We start from the raw sequence: 15503 nt of genomic DNA on the forward strand, positions 1-15503 counted from the left end.
AGTCGAGGATGGGGGTAGGTCGATGACGGCGGCGATGCGACAGCGGGCGCGGATTGTCGAGTACTACAAGCGCAGCCGGTTCGACTACTGGTTCGTATGGATGCGAGGCCGTAACCGGTCCATGCACTATGGCTACTGGGATGCCACGACCCGGAACCATTCACAGTCGTTATCTGACATGAATCGTGAGCTCGCGGCATTCGCGGGAGTGCGTGATGGGATGCGTATTCTGGACGCTGGCTGCGGAATCGGCGGGTCCGCGCTGTGGTTGGCCGAGAACTTCGATGTCCAGGTCGTCGGTATCACACTCAGTCCACAGCAGGCTGCGACCGCGCAGCGGCTGGCGCGAAGGCGAAAACTGCAGCATTGTATCGAATTTCATGTCGCCGACTACTGCGATACGGGATTCGAATCGGAATCGTTCGATCTGGTGTGGGCGCAGGAGAGCCTGTGCTATGCGCAACCCAAAGCAGCATTCCTGCGCGAGGCGTATCGCCTGCTGCGGTCCGGCGGCCGGATCGCGATAGAGGACGGCTTCCGGACCGCGCGCGATCTGTCCGCCGAAGGCGAAGCGTTGCTATTGGACTGGCTGGACTGCTGGGCCATCGAGGATATCGACACCGTTGCCGAGTTCGCGGCGCAGGCGGACGTGGTGGGCTTCATGGATTTCGCGCATCGCGATGTCTCGGCGCACGGTATGACCTCGGCACACCGGCTAGCGCGCGCGTTTACGGTCTTCGGCATTCCGGCGTGGATTGCCTACCGGTTGCGGATGCGTTCGCACATCGCTCACCGCAATTTTCTCGGCGCGCGACTGCAGTGGCTGGCGTTCGCCAGGCGGCTGTGGGAGTTGGGTCTGGTTACCGCGCGGAAGCCGTAGGTCCGGCCGTGCCGGCTCGGAGTGCCTCCGCCATCAGTCCTGCGAAGAACCGGCTCAAAGCCTTGTCCGATACAGGGTTCCAGTCGGGGGCAAGTTCCTTCATGTACCGCTCGAGGTACATCACCTGTTTGCCGGCCAGGGCCAGATTGCGTGGGATGGTCATGCCATGTGTGTCTGCGAGGGTGCGGATCTGTCGGCCGACGTCGCCGAGGCGGAGGTCACCCACGGGGGCGTCGGCGTAGACCGCTACGGCGCGCAGTTCGGCGGCCAACTCTTCGACAGGGATGCGCGGGCTCAGCACGCCCAGGGCTACCAAAGCCTCTGTGGCCGTGACGAAGTCGCCGAAGAGAAGTAGTGCCGCGATGCAGCGCTTGAGCTCATGCCGTACTTCGTCGTCGAGTTCGCCGACGATACCGAAGTCCACGAGCACGACCCAGCCGTCGCGATCGATCATGATGTTCCCAGCGTGCAGATCTCCATGGAAAAAGCCTCGTTTCAGGGCGGTGTGGAACAACGCGAGGGCGAGCCCACTCATGATCTCCTTCCCTCGAGTGCTCACAGTTTCACCGGACGCGTCGTCGGTGATCGAGAGCCCATCTATGTACTCCATGGTCAGCACCGAAGGTGTGCACCACTGGGGGAATACCTCGGGCACACGCACTTTGCCCTGGAATCCGGAAGCGGTGAGGTCCTCGGCGCAGCGTCGCATGGCGTGCGCCTCGGCCCGGAAATCGAGTTCGCGCACAGTCAGGTCGGCGAACTCGTCGACTACACCTCGTAATCCCCACGCGCGACCTGCCGGAGTGCGGTCAAGTAGAGCGCCCGCGGTGCGCAGCAGTCCGACGTCGATGTGAAGGTGGTGCTCCACGTCCGGTCGTTTGATCTTGACCGCCACCTCCCGTCCATTCCGGGTGAGTGCTCGGTGTACCTGGGCGATGGAGCCGGACGCGATCGGTACTTCGTCGAATCGGTCGAATGCGTCGGCGAATCCGGTCTCGGCCAGCACACGGCGGATCTCCTGACCGCCGACCGACGGCACTCGGTCGAGCAGCGGCGAGAAACGGCGCGAGATGTCCTCGCCGAATACGCTGGGTGTGGAGGCGATGAGTTGCCCAAACTTCACATAGACCGGCCCGAGCATGATGAATGCGCCGGGCAGCTCGGCGGAGACTTGGGATCGGCCGCTCCGCGCTCGCAGTACTGCCGCCCGCGCCAGGACTGGTGTGAGCACCGCGCCGACGCGCGCGAGCCGGGTGAAACCGCGTGCGGCTGTACCGAATCGGTGGATCACGGTGGTCATGACGTCCTCTCGATCAGCGATTCGCCAGGGCTTCGACCACGGTTGCGCGCCCAGCCGCCAACGCCGGAACGAATGCCCCGCACAGACAGATCGCCACTGCGCCCGCCGCTACCAGTGCCGCGAGGGGGGAGACGGTGAAAGGCACCGGGAATCCGGTGACGATGCCGAGTATCTTGCAGCTCAGATATTGCAGGGCGATGCCCGACGCAAAGCCGATGGCTCCGCCGACTGCCCCGACGGCCAAACCCTCGACGAGGATCATGAAGGTGGTTTGGCGGCGTAACGCCCCGATCGCCCGTAACACGCCGATCTGCTGGCGTCGTTCCATCACGGACAGTGTGAAGGTGTTGAGCAGGCCGATGGCGGCTACGGCGGCGATGATCCACTCCAGCGCGACCGCGATGATTCCGGCCTGGCCGATGGCCGAGGTCGTGCCTCTCACCGCCTCATCGCCGCTGTAGACGTACATGTCCCGGGGCAGTACGGCTTGCAATTGCTTCATGACGGTGGCGCGGTCCGCGCCTTGGCGGATAGAGACTTCGTAATAGGTGGCACCGGGACGGTCGTACCAGGACTGCAGCTGTGGCAGGCTCATCGCGGCCGTGCCGCCCGCGACGCTGATCGTCGAGATCACCTGGAGGACATCGACCTTGTGCGTGCCCGATGGCGTGGTGAGGGTGATTTCGGACCCCTCGTTCCAGCCGCGTGCGCGGGCGAGCTGTTCGGAGATCACGATGCCGTCCCCGGCGAGTATCCGCTGGCGCGTCTGCTCGGACATGGCCGCGAGCGTGACCGCGTGGCTGCCTGGCATGAGGCCCTGCACGGTCACCTGACTGCCGCCGAAGTCCGCATAGGTCCATTGGCCGGGTATGACGGTCACCGCGTCCGGTACCTTGCCGATCGCCTCGACCGCCGCTGGATCGATGAGGTCGCCGGCTGGCAGCACATCGGCGGGGGTGCGGGTGACATAGATATCGGTGTCGGCCAATGAGGCATAGGAGCGGGTCGCGGAATTCGCCATGGCGGTCAACGCTCCCGACACGCCGACGGCTACGGTGATGGTGACAACGATGGTGGCGACATTGGTCCATGTGCGGCGGGGTACCCGGGTGAGGGTGGATGCGGCCAGCAGGCCGACGGCCCCGAACGGGGTGGTGATGCGCGCGCACCACGCCACCAGAGGTCCTGTTGCCGCGAACATGACCGCGAGCACTCCCAGCGGAAGCGTGGCAGCGGCCACGAGCACGGCTTGCCCGTGCGCGAAGGAGACGACCGCCGCGGTGATGGCCAGGAACACGACACCGATTGCGCCGATCGTCCGGCTCAGCCGTGAGTTGGTCTGCCCGGCGGTGATCGAATCGCTGAGCGCGCCGACCGGTGACATGCGATAGATCTGCAACCCGGCGCCCGCCGCAGCGGCGAGACAGCACAGCAGAGCCGCGATCAGCGCCAACAGTGGGACATACCAGGCGATGCTGTACTGGATCGAGGCGCTGATGGACTGAACGGCGAAAGCCGGCAAGTAGCCAATGGTCGTCCGGCCGACCAGAATGCCCAGTGCGATGCCGAACCCGCCGCCGACCAGCCCCCACAATGCCGCTTCGGCGAGTAGATGCGCGTACAGCAGTGTCGGATTCGCACCGATCGCGCGCAGGACCGACAGCAGCCGGCTGCGCTGTCCGACGGACATGTGCATGGTGTTGAACATCAGGAAGATCGCCACGACGAATGCCACCAGGACCACCATCAGTGACGAGGTGCTGATCAGGCTGGTGGACCCGGCTGCTGCCGCGACCTCGTAGTCCGGACTCGACACCAGATATCGGTCGGCGACCAGGTTTCGCAGAGTGCGTTGGACGGCGTCGTGATCGGCCCCAGCGGTGAGCACGACCTGCACTCCGCTCACTTTGTCGGCGGCTCCGATGAGCTTCTGTGCAGTCGGCAGTTGGGCCAGCAGGAACTTGCCGGCGTCGAGGCCGTCGTTGTGCACGATGCCGACGACTTCGATATCGGTGCCGCCCACCGTTATTCGATCGCCGGCGGCGAGTTCGGTGGCCGAGCCGGCCAGCACGGCCTTCGGGTTGCTCAGGAACTGTGGGTACGCGGCGACGGGAAGGATCGAGTCTGTCAGACGTGAACCGAGCGCGGTGATCGACGCATTCGAACCGAGCAGCAGGGCCGAGGAGGTGCTCCCGTTCCGGTCGAATTTCACTGGCCGCTGCAGTATGGGCACGGCCGCCGACACGCCGGGTATGCGCGCGATATCGGTGGAGATCGATTGCTCGACACCGATATCGGTGGTGGCGTGCACGGTGAAGGCGGCGCGCCCGGCGATGGCGCTCGACAGCTGCGCCACGGAAGTCGTGATCGAGCCGTAGGTGCTGAGCACCGCGACCAGCAGTGTGGTCGAGACGGTGACGATGCCGACCAGGATTATTGTGCGGGTCCAGTGAGTGAGACTGTCGCGCAGGGCCAAGAGGTGGAATCGCAGGATCGGCGAGGGCAGTAGCGTCACGGGCGCGTCTCCGCCACCTCATCCTGCTGAATCTGCCCGTCGAGCAGGCTGATTCGCCGTGTGGCGGCCTGCGCTGCGCGAGGATCATGGGTGGCCATGATCACCGCCCGGCCTGGATCAGTGGCGATTTCGCGTAGCAGCGCGACGACATCGCGGCCGGAATGGGAGTCCAGATTGCCGGTGGGCTCGTCGGCGATGACCAGCGGCGGGTCCATCGACAGCGCTCGTGCCACAGCTACGCGTTGAATCTGCCCGCCGGACAGCTCGGCCGGGCGGTGCGCGACTCGGGCCGCGAGACCGACCCGCTCCAAGAGGGCCACGGCGTCGGTACGCGCCTGCGCGTACGAGCCGCCATCCAGCAGGCGTGGCACCGCAACGTTTTCCCACGCGGACAAGGTGGGAATGAGGTTGAACGCTTGGAAGACGAATCCGATGCTGCGCCTGCGGAACAGTGCTTGTTCCTTGTCACGCAGCCGTTGCACGGGGCGACCCTGGAACAGGACTTCGCCCGAGGTCGGACGGTCGAGCGCCCCGACAATATTGAGCAAGCTGGTTTTTCCCGAGCCCGAGGGGGCTTCGATCGTCACCATCTCACCCGCGGTGACGATGAGCGTCACATCGGTGAGCGCGGGTATCTCCTGAGTGCCCAGTTGATATGTCTTATGGATGGAGCGTAGTTCCAATAGGGGAGCATTCATTGGATCCTCCTTTCGCGCGGGGACGGTGTGGGAGTTCGCGATGTTGCTCAGCTGAACGGCGGCCGGGAATCCAGGCGTATCGACGCTCGTCCACCTGCCCGCCATAGCCGTGCCACCACATCGCGGTCCTCGTCGGTGACCAGATTGCCCATGAGTCGCAGCATGACGTCTACCATCCGCTGGAAGTGGATCGTGGGTCGCCCGGCGTGCCACACGCCAGGCGCGGTCGCGATCCCCGCGACCCGGCGTGCCAGCGAGAACGCCAGGCCGTACCGAGCGCGCAGGATCGCGGGCCAGGTATCGGTGAGGTCCGGTTCGTCGAGCAGCTCGGCGGCCAGTCGTCCGCTTTCAAGACCGTAGTCGATGCCTTCGCCGTCGAGTGGGTTCACACATCCGGCGGCGTCGCCGATCAGCGCCCAATTACGTCCGGCTATGCCGGATACGGCCCCGCCCATGGGAATCAACGCAGAGGTGAGTGCCCGCACGCCACCGTCGAAATCCCATTCCGGGCGTAAGTCTTCAGCGTAGCGTTCCAGCAGCGGCCGAAGGGCCATACGGGAGGGGCGCTTCGCGGTGGCCAGCGAGCCCACTCCCACGTTCACCTCGCCGGTGCCGAGCGGGAAGACCCAGCCGTAGCCGGGCAACAGGCTGCGATTCTGATCGCGCATCTCGAATTGGACAGTGATCCAAGGGTCTTCGCTGCGCGGCGTTTTCATGTAGGCGCGGGCCGCGACGCCGTAAACAGTCGTACGATGCCAGACGCGCCCGAGCCGCCTGCCCAGAGGTGAGCGCACACCATCCGCGACGATCAGCGTGCGGCACCCGATTCGGCGTGGCCCGTCATCGGTGTCGAACGTGACAGAGGTGACGCGACCCTCGTCGATGGTGGCGTCGACCGCTGGCGTGCCCTCGATCATCTCGGCTCCTGACGCTACGGCGGCGAGGCGCACGCGGTTGTCGAGTTCAGTGCGGGGCACGGCGCTCCCGAAGGCCGGGTACACCCCGGACGGCCAGGGAGCGAGCCTTTCCCGTCCGAACCCGCGGATGCGCACGCCCTTGTTGAGGGTGCGCGATCGTAGCCAATCACCGAGTCCGAGTCGATCGAGTTCTGCTATGGCTCGAGGAGTCAGACCGTCGCCACAAGCCTTGTCGCGCGGGAAGCGTGCCGCGTCGGCCAGTATCACCGACCGGCCTTGCCGCGCTGCCCAGGCGGCCGCCGAGGCTCCCGCCGGTCCCGCGCCGACTACGAGAACCTCTGTGTTACTGGCCATTTCGCCCTCCCCTGAAACAACGACACCCCTGCGCCGAGATCAGCCGATCGCGCCGTGTCACACATCCTGGCAGAGATCGCGATTGATTTGTTCTGGATACCAAATGTGCTGTGAGCCACTACCATGATCCTGTATGCGGGACGGGCGGGGACTCATTCAAGCATCTGAAGACCTTTCTCTCGATGACGAAACCAGCGTTGCCGGTGTAGATCTCGGCGATCTGGGCGTCGCGGAAGCCGTGCGTGCAGGCTTGATCGCCGTGGAGCAGGCGCTGGAAACCGAACTGGTGCACGATGATCCGATACTCTCCGAGGTGGCATTGCACCTGATTCGAGCCGGAGGGAAGCGCTTCCGGCCGCTGTTCACTCTGTTGGCGGCGCAATTGGGACCGAATCCGGAGGACCCCCTGGTGGTGGTCTCCGCGGCCGTTGTCGAGCTGGTGCATCTGGCGACCCTCTATCACGACGATGTGATGGACTGCGCGGCCGTCCGGCGTGGTGCTCCGAGCGCGAATGCCCGATGGGACAACCGAATCGCGGTATTCGGCGGTGACTACCTCTTCGCCCGCGCCTCCCGGCTCGGCGCGCGACTGGGTCCGGACGGAGTAGCGGCTATGGCCCGTGTCTTCGGCGAACTGGTGGACGGACAGGCCCGCGAAGCCGCAGGTGCGGCCTCGGATTCCGATCCGATCGGACACTACCTGCGGGTGGTACACGACAAGACCGGCTCGCTCATCGCTACCGCTGCCCGTTACGGCGGCCTGTACTCGGGTGCATCCGCGGAGGACACCGAACGGCTGTACCGGCTCGGCGCGGCTGTGGGCACCGCATTTCAGATTGCGGATGACATCATCGACATCACCTCCGCCGCAGACGAATCCGGGAAGACTCCTGGAACCGATCTGCGTGAGGGAGTGCGCACGCTGCCGGTGCTCTATGCGCTCAGCGCCGACAGTCCCGAACGAGACCGGCTACGTGAACTGCTCGCGGGCCCTGTCGAGTCCGACAGCGACGTCTCGGAAGCGCTGGCGTTGCTGAGCGATTCGGCCGGACTGGAGATGGCCAGACGACGACTGGCCGAATTCGCCGACTCGGCTCGGGCGCAGCTGAGTCGACTGCCAGATTGCCCCGCGAACAAGGCGCTGCGGCGGCTCGTCGACTACACCATCGATCGCGCGGCCTGACTATGTAGCCCGAGAATGGGGGAATTCCATGCGTTCTGGATACGACGTGGTGGTGGTCGGCGCTCGATGCGCGGGATCATTGCTGGCCGGGCTCCTCGCCAAACGCGGGGTGAGCGTGCTGCTCGTGGACCGGGCCGAATTCCCCAGCGACAGTGTGTCCACCCACATCATGCAGCTCAATGGCGCGGCCATCCTCGCACGCCAAGGTCTGACACCTCAGCTGCGAGCCGCCGCGCCGGCGCTGCGCGGAATGAACGTCAGTATCAATGGGATCGACCTATCGTGCGACTTCCCGCTGCGGCCGGGGGATGGTCCGGGTGCGTTCTGCATCCGTCGTGACCTGCTCGACGAGGTGCTGCTGCGCTATGCCCAGGCCGCGGGCGCGGACATCGAACTCGGCACCGCGGTGCAGGAATTGACCACCACAGGGCGCGTCGTGACCGGGGTATCCATCACCACTCCGGATGGGGCGACCCGATCGGTGCGCGCGTCGCTGGTGGTCGGCGCGGACGGCCGCAATTCCACGGTGGCACGCGCTGTGGGCGCGCGCCGATACAACACCGTGACCGGCGACCGGTTCGTGGTGTGGGCATATGTGCCCAACACAGAACTGCCGCCCGAGGACCGGATCTCGTTCATACGCAACGGCGAAGACATCATTCTCAAGGCGCCGTCGAACGGCGAGTGCCACATGGCGGCCATCAATCCACCGCTCGAGATGCTGCCCGAGGCCAAACGCGACCCGCATAAGCTGCTGTACACCACCTTGCGGGCCGCTCCGCAGACGATTCCCGACGCGGACGCTCTGGACCGGTATCGGCCGCGGGTGCGGATGGTCGGCCGTTCCACCTCGTATTTCCGAGAGGCTGCCGGGCCCGGCTGGGTGCTGGTCGGCGATGCCTCCATGTACAAGGATCCGTGCACCGGACAGGGCATGTCCGACGCCTTCCGACACGCGGAGCAGCTCTGCGAGAGTATTACCCGCGGCTTCGTCTCCGGCGCGCTCGATCGGGAACTACGCCGCTGGTGGATTCGGCGCGACCGCGATGAGTCCCGCACCTACGGGTTCATGAGCTATCAGGGCCGCACCGGCGATGTAACGCCGTTCGAACGGTTGTTGCTCGAGCGGCTGTCCCGTAATGCCAGGAAACGCGAGGCGTTCGCGAACGTGTTCGCTCACCGAGCGGTTCCGGTCTATCAATTCACGCTGCGGGCCGGGCTGACGCTGTGCGCTGCCTCGATGGCCGACCCGAAACAGGCCATCCCGCTTTCCGCGGACGCCGCCCGGTTGTCGTTGAACGAGATGCAGTGGTGGTTCCGATTGCAGGCCTCGGCCGTGATGCGCCCACGACTGCAGACGTCGGCGAACGCATGATGACCCCGGCGCTGTGGCGCGAACTGGACGACGCCATCAACAGACTGGAAGCACTGCTGCCGGGACAGGATCCGGACCGAAAATGCGTTGGTCACTGGACAGTTCACGACACTGCCGCACATCTGCTCGACGGCCTGCGGCTGCACGCCGATATTCTGCGCGGTACTCCGTCCCCCGTGGATCTGGACGCGCCGGACGACTACGCGACCAAAGGCATCGCTGCCTGCACGGGCATGTCACTGACCGAAATCGGCGCCGAGATCGGCGGCAGTTGGCGGAGCTTCCGCGACGAAGCCGAATCCCATCCCGAGAACGATGAATTGCCCTGGCACAGTGGCAAGCCCATCGGAGCCCACACCCTGATCGCATTGGCCGTGGCCGAGGTGGTGCTGCATGGCTTCGACATCCACTCCGCCGCCGGCAGCGTCTACCGTCCTTCCGATGCGCTGGCCGCCGCGGTCCTGCTCGCGGTGGTCCCGGTCGCAGCCCTGCTGCAGCCCGAGGCGCAGGTTCCGCGTGTCGAGCTGCGGCTGCGCCGCCACGGTTCGGTATTCCTGCACCGGGCGAACGGCCGACTGATTGTCGGCACTCAGCGGTGGGCGGGTCCACCCGACTGCGTGTTGATCATCGAACCGCTCGCGGCGTTGATGTTCTCCTACGGCCGTTACGGATTGGCACGTGCGATGCTGACCGGCTTGCCGTTGGCCTACGGTCTGCGACCTTGGACGGCCTTGTCGTTGAGGCGGATGCGGCCCACCACATGAGCATCATGTTGATCGCTGCGGATGATCGCCCGCCGCCGGAGCTGGAGTTGGTGGTGGACTACCGGTGCCCGTTCGCATACCTCGCGCACCAGCACTCCGTGCGGTCGACAGGCGAGCAGCTCGGAATCTCGTTCTACAACTTGAATCTCGGTCTCTGCCCTGACCCGGGCCAATTGTTGATCGACCCGCGGCATCATCGAGCACTACTGGCCATGCGCGCGGTGCTGGCGTGCGCCTTGGCGAACCCGGTACTCGCCGAGACTGTCCACGCGGGCATGTTCGATTCCTTTCATCGCGACGGGCGCAGTCTGCACCGTCCGCAGACGATCGAATCCGTCCTGGCGGCATGCGGATTTGATCCGGCCCTGCTGCGAGACAGCAATCTGGCCGCCGAGGTGGACCGTCGGCTGGCCGTGGATTTTCGTCGGCAACTGGACCGCGCGGTCACCGGTGTCCCGGCCTGGTTTCGCCGTGGCCGGCGCATCGAGACCGGCACCGACCTCCCGACGTCCTACGAAAGCAGGTGAGGCTTTTGAAGTTCGGCAGTTTCATCGCGCCGTTCCACAGCACCTCCGAGACAGCGGCCTTCGCGTTCGAACGGGACCTGCGGCTGGTCGAGGCCCTCGATGGGCTCGGCTTCGACGAGGTGTGGTTCGGCGAACATCATTCCGGCGGTAGTGAGATCGTGGGCAGCCCAGAGATCATGATTGCTGCTGCTGCCGCGCGCACGCGGAGTATCCGGCTCGGGACGGGTGTCATATCGCTGCCCTACCACCATCCACTCCTGGTGGCCGACCGTATCGTGCAACTCGACCATCTGACTCGGGGGCGTGCCCTCTTCGGGTTCGGGCCCGGGGCACTGCCCTCCGATGCGCTCATGATGGGAATTGATCCGGCATTCCTGCGGCCTCGGATGACCGAGGCGCTGCCGTACGTATTGGAGTTGATCCGCGGGGGCGGGCCTGTGAGCGCGGAAACCGAGTGGTTCCGGCTGGATTCGGCGCGGCTGCAACTGCATCCCTATACCAGCGGCGGGCCGGAACTGGCGGTCGCTTCGATGCTGTCCCCATCGGGGCCCGCGTTGGCAGGGGAGTTGGGTCTGGGTCTGTTGTCGCTGAGCGTGGCCTCCAAGGCCGGCTCGTCGTTCCTGGCCAACCACTGGAAGGTGTACGAGGCCGAAGCGGGCGCGGCGGGGCGCGCTGCCGACCGCTCCGGATGGCGGTGTGTCGCGCCGATACACATCGGCAGCACGCGTGAGGAGGCACGCCGGGAGGTCGCGTTCGGGTTGGCCGAATGGCTGGACTACTTCCAGCGGGTGGCGGCCCTGCCGGTGGGCCTGAGTGTCGGTGCGGACGAGGACATGATCGACGCGATCAACGAGTCGGGGCTGGGCATGATCGGTGACGTCGCCGATGTCACCGCCTTCCTGGATCGAATTCAGCACAGCTCTGGAGGATTCGGCACGTTTTTGGTGCTCGGTCATGATTGGGCCGATGAGTGGGCGACGCTGCACTCGTACGAATTGCTCGTCCGCAAGGTTGCCCCGGCTTTCGCGGCGACGACCGCGCAGGAGGAGTCCAAGAACGTCCTGGTGGGCAACCGTTCCGCCCTGATCAACGCGGCAGGCGGTGCGGTGACGGCGGCGATCCGGGGCTATCGGGCCAAGGCCGCTCAGCGCAATGGAGGTGCGCCACAGTGAAACACGAATTCCTCTCCGACGAATGGCTGAGCGCGGTGACAGCACTGCACGCTCGTTCCCCTGAGGTGGAGATCCCCGACCAGGTCCGGCAGTTGGCGGTGAACTTCGAGATCACCGGCTGTCGCTGGGGTGTGCGACGGTTGCACCTGGACGGTACGGTCGATCTCCGGCCTGGCACCCTCGACCAGCCTCGGACCGTGGTGACCATGACATACGCCGCGGCACGCGAGTTGTTCGTGAATGCCGACATCGCTGCCGCGCTGGAAGCGTTCATGATCGGCGACATGGATGTGGAGGGCGAGATCGCGCCGCTGGTGGAGATGCAGCAGACGGTGGCGGTGCTGACTGCGAACCAGGCCGCCTTCCACGACCAGATCGTCGCGCTCACCGCGGAACCCGGCGATGACGCCCCGTTGTGAGGTATTGCTTCTGGGCCACGGTTATACCGGCAGGTTGATCCGTGCGGAACTGATCCGCCGCGGAATCGGGGTCGTGACCGCGGACCTCCGATCGGTCGCTGATGACTGTGTCGATGCCGGCGCGACGGAGTCGGTGTCGGCAGCGCTGGGGCGTCATCGCCCGCGCTGGGTGGTGAATGCCACCTCCCGGATGATCGGCACGGCGGTGCCTGTCCTGCGGGCCGCTGTGGCCGCGGGCTGCGGCTATCTCGACGTGAGCGGTGAGCCCTCCTCGATCGCCGCGGTGTACAAGGCATTTCCGACCGCATCGGTTCCGGTGGTGGCGGGCTGCGGATTCGAGTTCGCGGTGGGTGAAACGGTGATGGAGGAAGCCATCCGCGCGAGTTCCGGCTGTCCGGAGACCATCACCGTGGACTATCACATGCGGAACTTCTGGCCCAGCAACGGTTCCGCCCTGTCCGGCCTGACCTTGGCCGATGAACTCGGCGGTGCCGCATTCCTGCCTGTGGCCGGCCGGTACTACCAGGACTGGCCAGGTGGCGAGAGTGTCGTGGCTGCGCGTCGCTACCCCGAGGCGAATGTCGGCATCCGGTTCTCCATCGGGGCCCGTGGCTGGGCTTCCTGTCTTCTGGGCCTGGTTGGCCCCCGTGACACCGATTTTCTCCGGGCGCTTCTCACGCTGCCTCGAATACCTTCCGGCCCACCGAGCTTCATACGTCGGCGCTGTTCGTTCACGATCGAGGCGTTGGCGTCGACGTCTGCCGGATCGGGCGTGGCGGTAGCTGCGGGAACCGATCCCTACGGGTTGACCGCTCGGCTGGTAGCCGATGCTCTGACCTTACCGATCCCACCTGGCGTGCACACTCCCACCCAAGTGGTCGGCCCACACTTGCTCGCGCACGCGTCCGAATTCGGAATCACCTGGCACAGAAGGACGATCACCGATCATGACCACGACGACCCTCACCCGGCGCTGGGGTAGCGCCACTATCACCGAATCCGACGACCCGGCGGAATTCTCCGTACGTGCGCAGGGCTATGTGGGGCTGCGCTTGATTCGCGCCGACTATGCCGCCGCCAAACGATACGCCCGAAACCGCACCGGCCCTTGGACGTATACGGTCGATGTTCGGGCTGTAACCCTGCCGAACCCCCTCAATATCGTCTATCTGTCCCGTCTGCGCCGCCTTCCTCATATCGCCAGGTACCGCGTGATAGCCGCGCCTGGTATGCAATACCGCCTCCTCCGCCTGGCCGCCGTTTTCGTCGGCGCCACCGTGATCACCGACGAGTAGCTCCGTACCCGGATACGCGAGGGCAGTCGTGGTCCGATGCGTCGGGTGGCGGCGCCAAGGGGGCGTTTCCCAGGTGGCCTCGAGGTCACCGCTGTGCACAACGACCTGCGCGACAAGGTGCGTGTCTCCGCAGTCCGCGACTTCGATCCGACCGCGGCAGTCGTCGATTCCCAGACCCTGCGCGCGGCCGAAACCGTCAGCGCCGCCATACGCGGCTGGGACGCGGCCCAAGAAGCTCAACGGGCGCAAACGCCACATCATCGTCGACACCCTCGGGCTGCTGCTGGTCGTCGCGTCACCGCCGCCAGCGTCCAAGACCGACGATGGCGCCCGCACCGCTCTGCAGACGCTGTGGGAACTGTTCTCCGTGATCGTCCTGGTCTAGGCCGACGGCGCGCCTACAGCGGCCACCCGGTCACCTGGGCACGGCACAAACTCCAGATCACACTGGAAATCGTGAAATCGTCCGCCGAAGCAACAACACGACAGGCTTCGTGGTCCTACCACGCCGCTGGCTCGTCGAACGCTCCCTGGCATGGATCTGCCTGCGCCGCAGATGTATTCGCGACTACGAACGCCTGCCAGGCCACTACGAAGCATGGGTGACTTGGTCGATGATCATGCTCATGTCCCGACGCCTCGCCCGCACCCAACCGTGGAAATGAGCAGTTTTTCACACGTACTCACTGTGGTGGGTTGCCGTGTTTGCGCAGGGGTCGTTCGGCGTGTTTGCTGCGCAACACAGGCGCGATCGGTTCGGAGCCGACCGGTTCCGTTGACCAGAGGGTTTTCTCGCCTTCCGACGCAGTGCCACATTGGCACCGAACGGTATGGGTGAATCTCAGGGTCGGATGTGAGTCCGGAGTCGTAGGGGGATCGCGACCGTAGGACGACTTGTTTCGCGACCCGTGAGTGATGTGGAAGCCGGTCCGGATCGGTGAGGATCGAAGGGGCAAGCACACCGATGAAGGGATGTCCGTGTCCATCAATGAGGTTGATAACCATGCAAGCACCGGCACAAACGGCATGATCATCAGCACGATGAACGATCTTCCGGGCTATGAGGTGGTCGAGGTGCTCGGTGATGTCGTCGGCCTGACGGTGCGCAGTCGGCACCTGGGGTCGCAGATTGGAGCCGGCATCAAGTCGATGTTCGGTGGCGAGCTCAAAGGCATGACGAAGATGCTCTACGACAGCCGGATCGAAGCCAGGGACCGGCTGGTCGACAGCGCTCAGCAACGCGGTGCACACGCCGTTCTCGCAATGCGCTTCGACGCCAATGACTTCGGCGACGGCGGTCAGGAGATCTGCGCGTACGGCACCGCGGTCAAGATCCAGAAGCGATAACTGGCCACCTCCAATGGGCCACGGCGGTAACCAATGCGGTCCGCGCGCTGATCGTGCAGGCCGACGGCGACACGCGCGCGTTCTAGAGGTGTGACCCGAATACGCCAAGAAGGGGCAATGGCGGGATCTGGTAGCTGAGGCCGGTGTCTGTTCCTACGGGCATCCGGCCGCTGGGGATGCGCGATGCCCTGTTCTGAAGATGGTCAGACCGACCGTGGGGCGTCGAGTTACCGCAGCACTGTTGATCCCGGTGCGGTGTGGCTGAGCGTGTCGCGGCGGGATGCGGCGCGAGGGTCGCCGGAGCCCAAGGTAATGAACACCACTCGGAGAACATCAACTTCGGCGCCATCGGGGTCGACATCAACGTCGAGCTCGCCGCACTCGGGCCGACCGGCTAGCGGCCGGCCCCTACGAATGCGCGACACACCGTTCTGATATCAGACCGGTCACGGTCCTGCACGACATGCAAGCCGTGGCCGTTTAGAACCGAGCGCTATGCGGCAGTTGAGTGCGTTCGGCGGCTGAACGAAGAACCGAGGTCGAGAGTCCTTCTCGGCAGCAGATAAATGGGTCGCGTTGTTCAGACCGGACTGCGATGGTGGGGTGGGGCGTGTCGAAGGATGTACAGATGCAGATCCAGCCAGAAGACCGGAAGTGGTCGGCTGAGGCTCCCCCCGGATAGTGGACACCTGATTCGCAGGACTAATGATCCTGCTGGAAGGATGTCCACATGCCTCCTCGCAAGCGCCGGTCGTTC

At 65.2% G+C, this 15503-nt stretch carries 16 protein-coding genes; 12 read left to right on the plus strand and 4 right to left on the minus strand.

Annotation, left to right across the window (positions count from 1 at the left end; translation table 11 throughout):
• Positions 1 to 22: 22 nt before the first annotated feature.
• Entirely contained in the window at positions 23 to 880 is an 858-nt protein-coding gene (locus ACFXKA_RS38325; protein ID WP_379431166.1) for an SAM-dependent methyltransferase, read from the plus strand.
• On the opposite strand, the gene ACFXKA_RS38330 is transcribed toward ACFXKA_RS38325, so the two are convergent.
• The 4 genes from ACFXKA_RS38330 to ACFXKA_RS38345 all read right to left on the minus strand — a co-directional run bounded on the left by ACFXKA_RS38330 (position 861) and on the right by ACFXKA_RS38345 (position 6664).
• On the minus strand, positions 861 to 2021 hold the full coding sequence (locus tag ACFXKA_RS38330; protein WP_379431167.1) for an ABC1 kinase family protein: 1161 nt from the start codon (positions 2019 to 2021) through the stop codon (positions 861 to 863). The genes ACFXKA_RS38325 and ACFXKA_RS38330 overlap by 20 nt on opposite strands.
• 172 nt (positions 2022 to 2193) lie before the next feature.
• Positions 2194 to 4695 (minus strand): ABC transporter permease, encoded by a 2502-nt coding sequence (locus tag ACFXKA_RS38335; protein ID WP_379431168.1) that lies wholly within the window; start codon positions 4693 to 4695, stop codon positions 2194 to 2196.
• Positions 4692 to 5393, minus strand: coding sequence for an ABC transporter ATP-binding protein (locus ACFXKA_RS38340; RefSeq protein WP_379431169.1), 702 nt, complete (start codon positions 5391 to 5393; stop codon positions 4692 to 4694). Before ACFXKA_RS38340 ends, ACFXKA_RS38335 begins: the two co-directional genes overlap by 4 nt.
• Before the next feature lie 47 nt (positions 5394 to 5440).
• Positions 5441 to 6664 carry a geranylgeranyl reductase family protein gene (locus ACFXKA_RS38345; protein WP_379431170.1) on the minus strand — a complete coding sequence of 408 codons (1224 nt, stop codon included), beginning with the start codon at positions 6662 to 6664 and terminating at the stop codon, positions 5441 to 5443.
• Between the two features lie 133 nt (positions 6665 to 6797).
• Between ACFXKA_RS38345 and ACFXKA_RS38350 the strand changes: the two genes are divergently transcribed.
• The 11 genes from ACFXKA_RS38350 to ACFXKA_RS38400 all read left to right on the plus strand — a co-directional run bounded on the left by ACFXKA_RS38350 (position 6798) and on the right by ACFXKA_RS38400 (position 15144).
• Positions 6798 to 7847 (plus strand): polyprenyl synthetase family protein, encoded by a 1050-nt coding sequence (locus tag ACFXKA_RS38350; RefSeq protein ID WP_379431171.1) that lies wholly within the window; start codon positions 6798 to 6800, stop codon positions 7845 to 7847.
• A 28-nt stretch (positions 7848 to 7875) separates the two neighbouring features.
• Positions 7876 to 9222, plus strand: coding sequence for an NAD(P)/FAD-dependent oxidoreductase (locus ACFXKA_RS38355; protein ID WP_379431172.1), 1347 nt, complete (start codon positions 7876 to 7878; stop codon positions 9220 to 9222).
• Positions 9219 to 9986: a maleylpyruvate isomerase N-terminal domain-containing protein gene (locus ACFXKA_RS38360; protein WP_379431173.1), complete on the plus strand. Its 768-nt coding sequence runs from the start codon at positions 9219 to 9221 to the stop codon at positions 9984 to 9986. The genes ACFXKA_RS38355 and ACFXKA_RS38360 overlap by 4 nt, the downstream gene beginning before the upstream one ends.
• Positions 9944 to 10513, plus strand: coding sequence for a DsbA family protein (locus ACFXKA_RS38365; protein WP_379431174.1), 570 nt, complete (start codon positions 9944 to 9946; stop codon positions 10511 to 10513). The genes ACFXKA_RS38360 and ACFXKA_RS38365 overlap by 43 nt, the downstream gene beginning before the upstream one ends.
• A 5-nt stretch (positions 10514 to 10518) precedes the next feature.
• Positions 10519 to 11685, plus strand: a complete 1167-nt coding sequence (locus tag ACFXKA_RS38370; RefSeq protein WP_379431175.1) for an LLM class flavin-dependent oxidoreductase — start codon at positions 10519 to 10521, stop codon at positions 11683 to 11685.
• Positions 11682 to 12104 (plus strand): hypothetical protein, encoded by a 423-nt coding sequence (locus ACFXKA_RS38375; protein WP_379431176.1) that lies wholly within the window; start codon positions 11682 to 11684, stop codon positions 12102 to 12104. The genes ACFXKA_RS38370 and ACFXKA_RS38375 overlap by 4 nt, the downstream gene beginning before the upstream one ends.
• A 190-nt stretch (positions 12105 to 12294) precedes the next feature.
• Positions 12295 to 13086, plus strand: a complete 792-nt coding sequence (locus ACFXKA_RS38380) for a hypothetical protein (RefSeq protein ID WP_379431177.1) — start codon at positions 12295 to 12297, stop codon at positions 13084 to 13086.
• Positions 13052 to 13399, plus strand: coding sequence for a hypothetical protein (locus tag ACFXKA_RS38385; protein WP_379431178.1), 348 nt, complete (start codon positions 13052 to 13054; stop codon positions 13397 to 13399). Before ACFXKA_RS38380 ends, ACFXKA_RS38385 begins: the two co-directional genes overlap by 35 nt.
• A gap of 121 nt (positions 13400 to 13520) precedes the next feature.
• Positions 13521 to 13784 (plus strand): hypothetical protein, encoded by a 264-nt coding sequence (locus ACFXKA_RS38390; protein WP_379431179.1) that lies wholly within the window; start codon positions 13521 to 13523, stop codon positions 13782 to 13784.
• Positions 13785 to 14425: 641 nt separating this feature from the next.
• On the plus strand, positions 14426 to 14746 hold the full coding sequence (locus ACFXKA_RS38395) for a YbjQ family protein (RefSeq protein WP_379431182.1): 321 nt from the start codon (positions 14426 to 14428) through the stop codon (positions 14744 to 14746).
• A 257-nt stretch (positions 14747 to 15003) separates the two neighbouring features.
• The gene (locus ACFXKA_RS38400; RefSeq protein ID WP_379431180.1) at positions 15004 to 15144 is read left to right on the plus strand and encodes a hypothetical protein; all 141 of its coding nucleotides are present in this window, start codon (positions 15004 to 15006) and stop codon (positions 15142 to 15144) included.
• Positions 15145 to 15503 lie beyond the last annotated feature (359 nt).

Origin of the sequence: Nocardia sp. NPDC059228 (genome assembly GCF_042754245.1) — a bacterium.
Lineage (GTDB): Bacteria > Actinomycetota > Actinomycetes > Mycobacteriales > Mycobacteriaceae > Nocardia.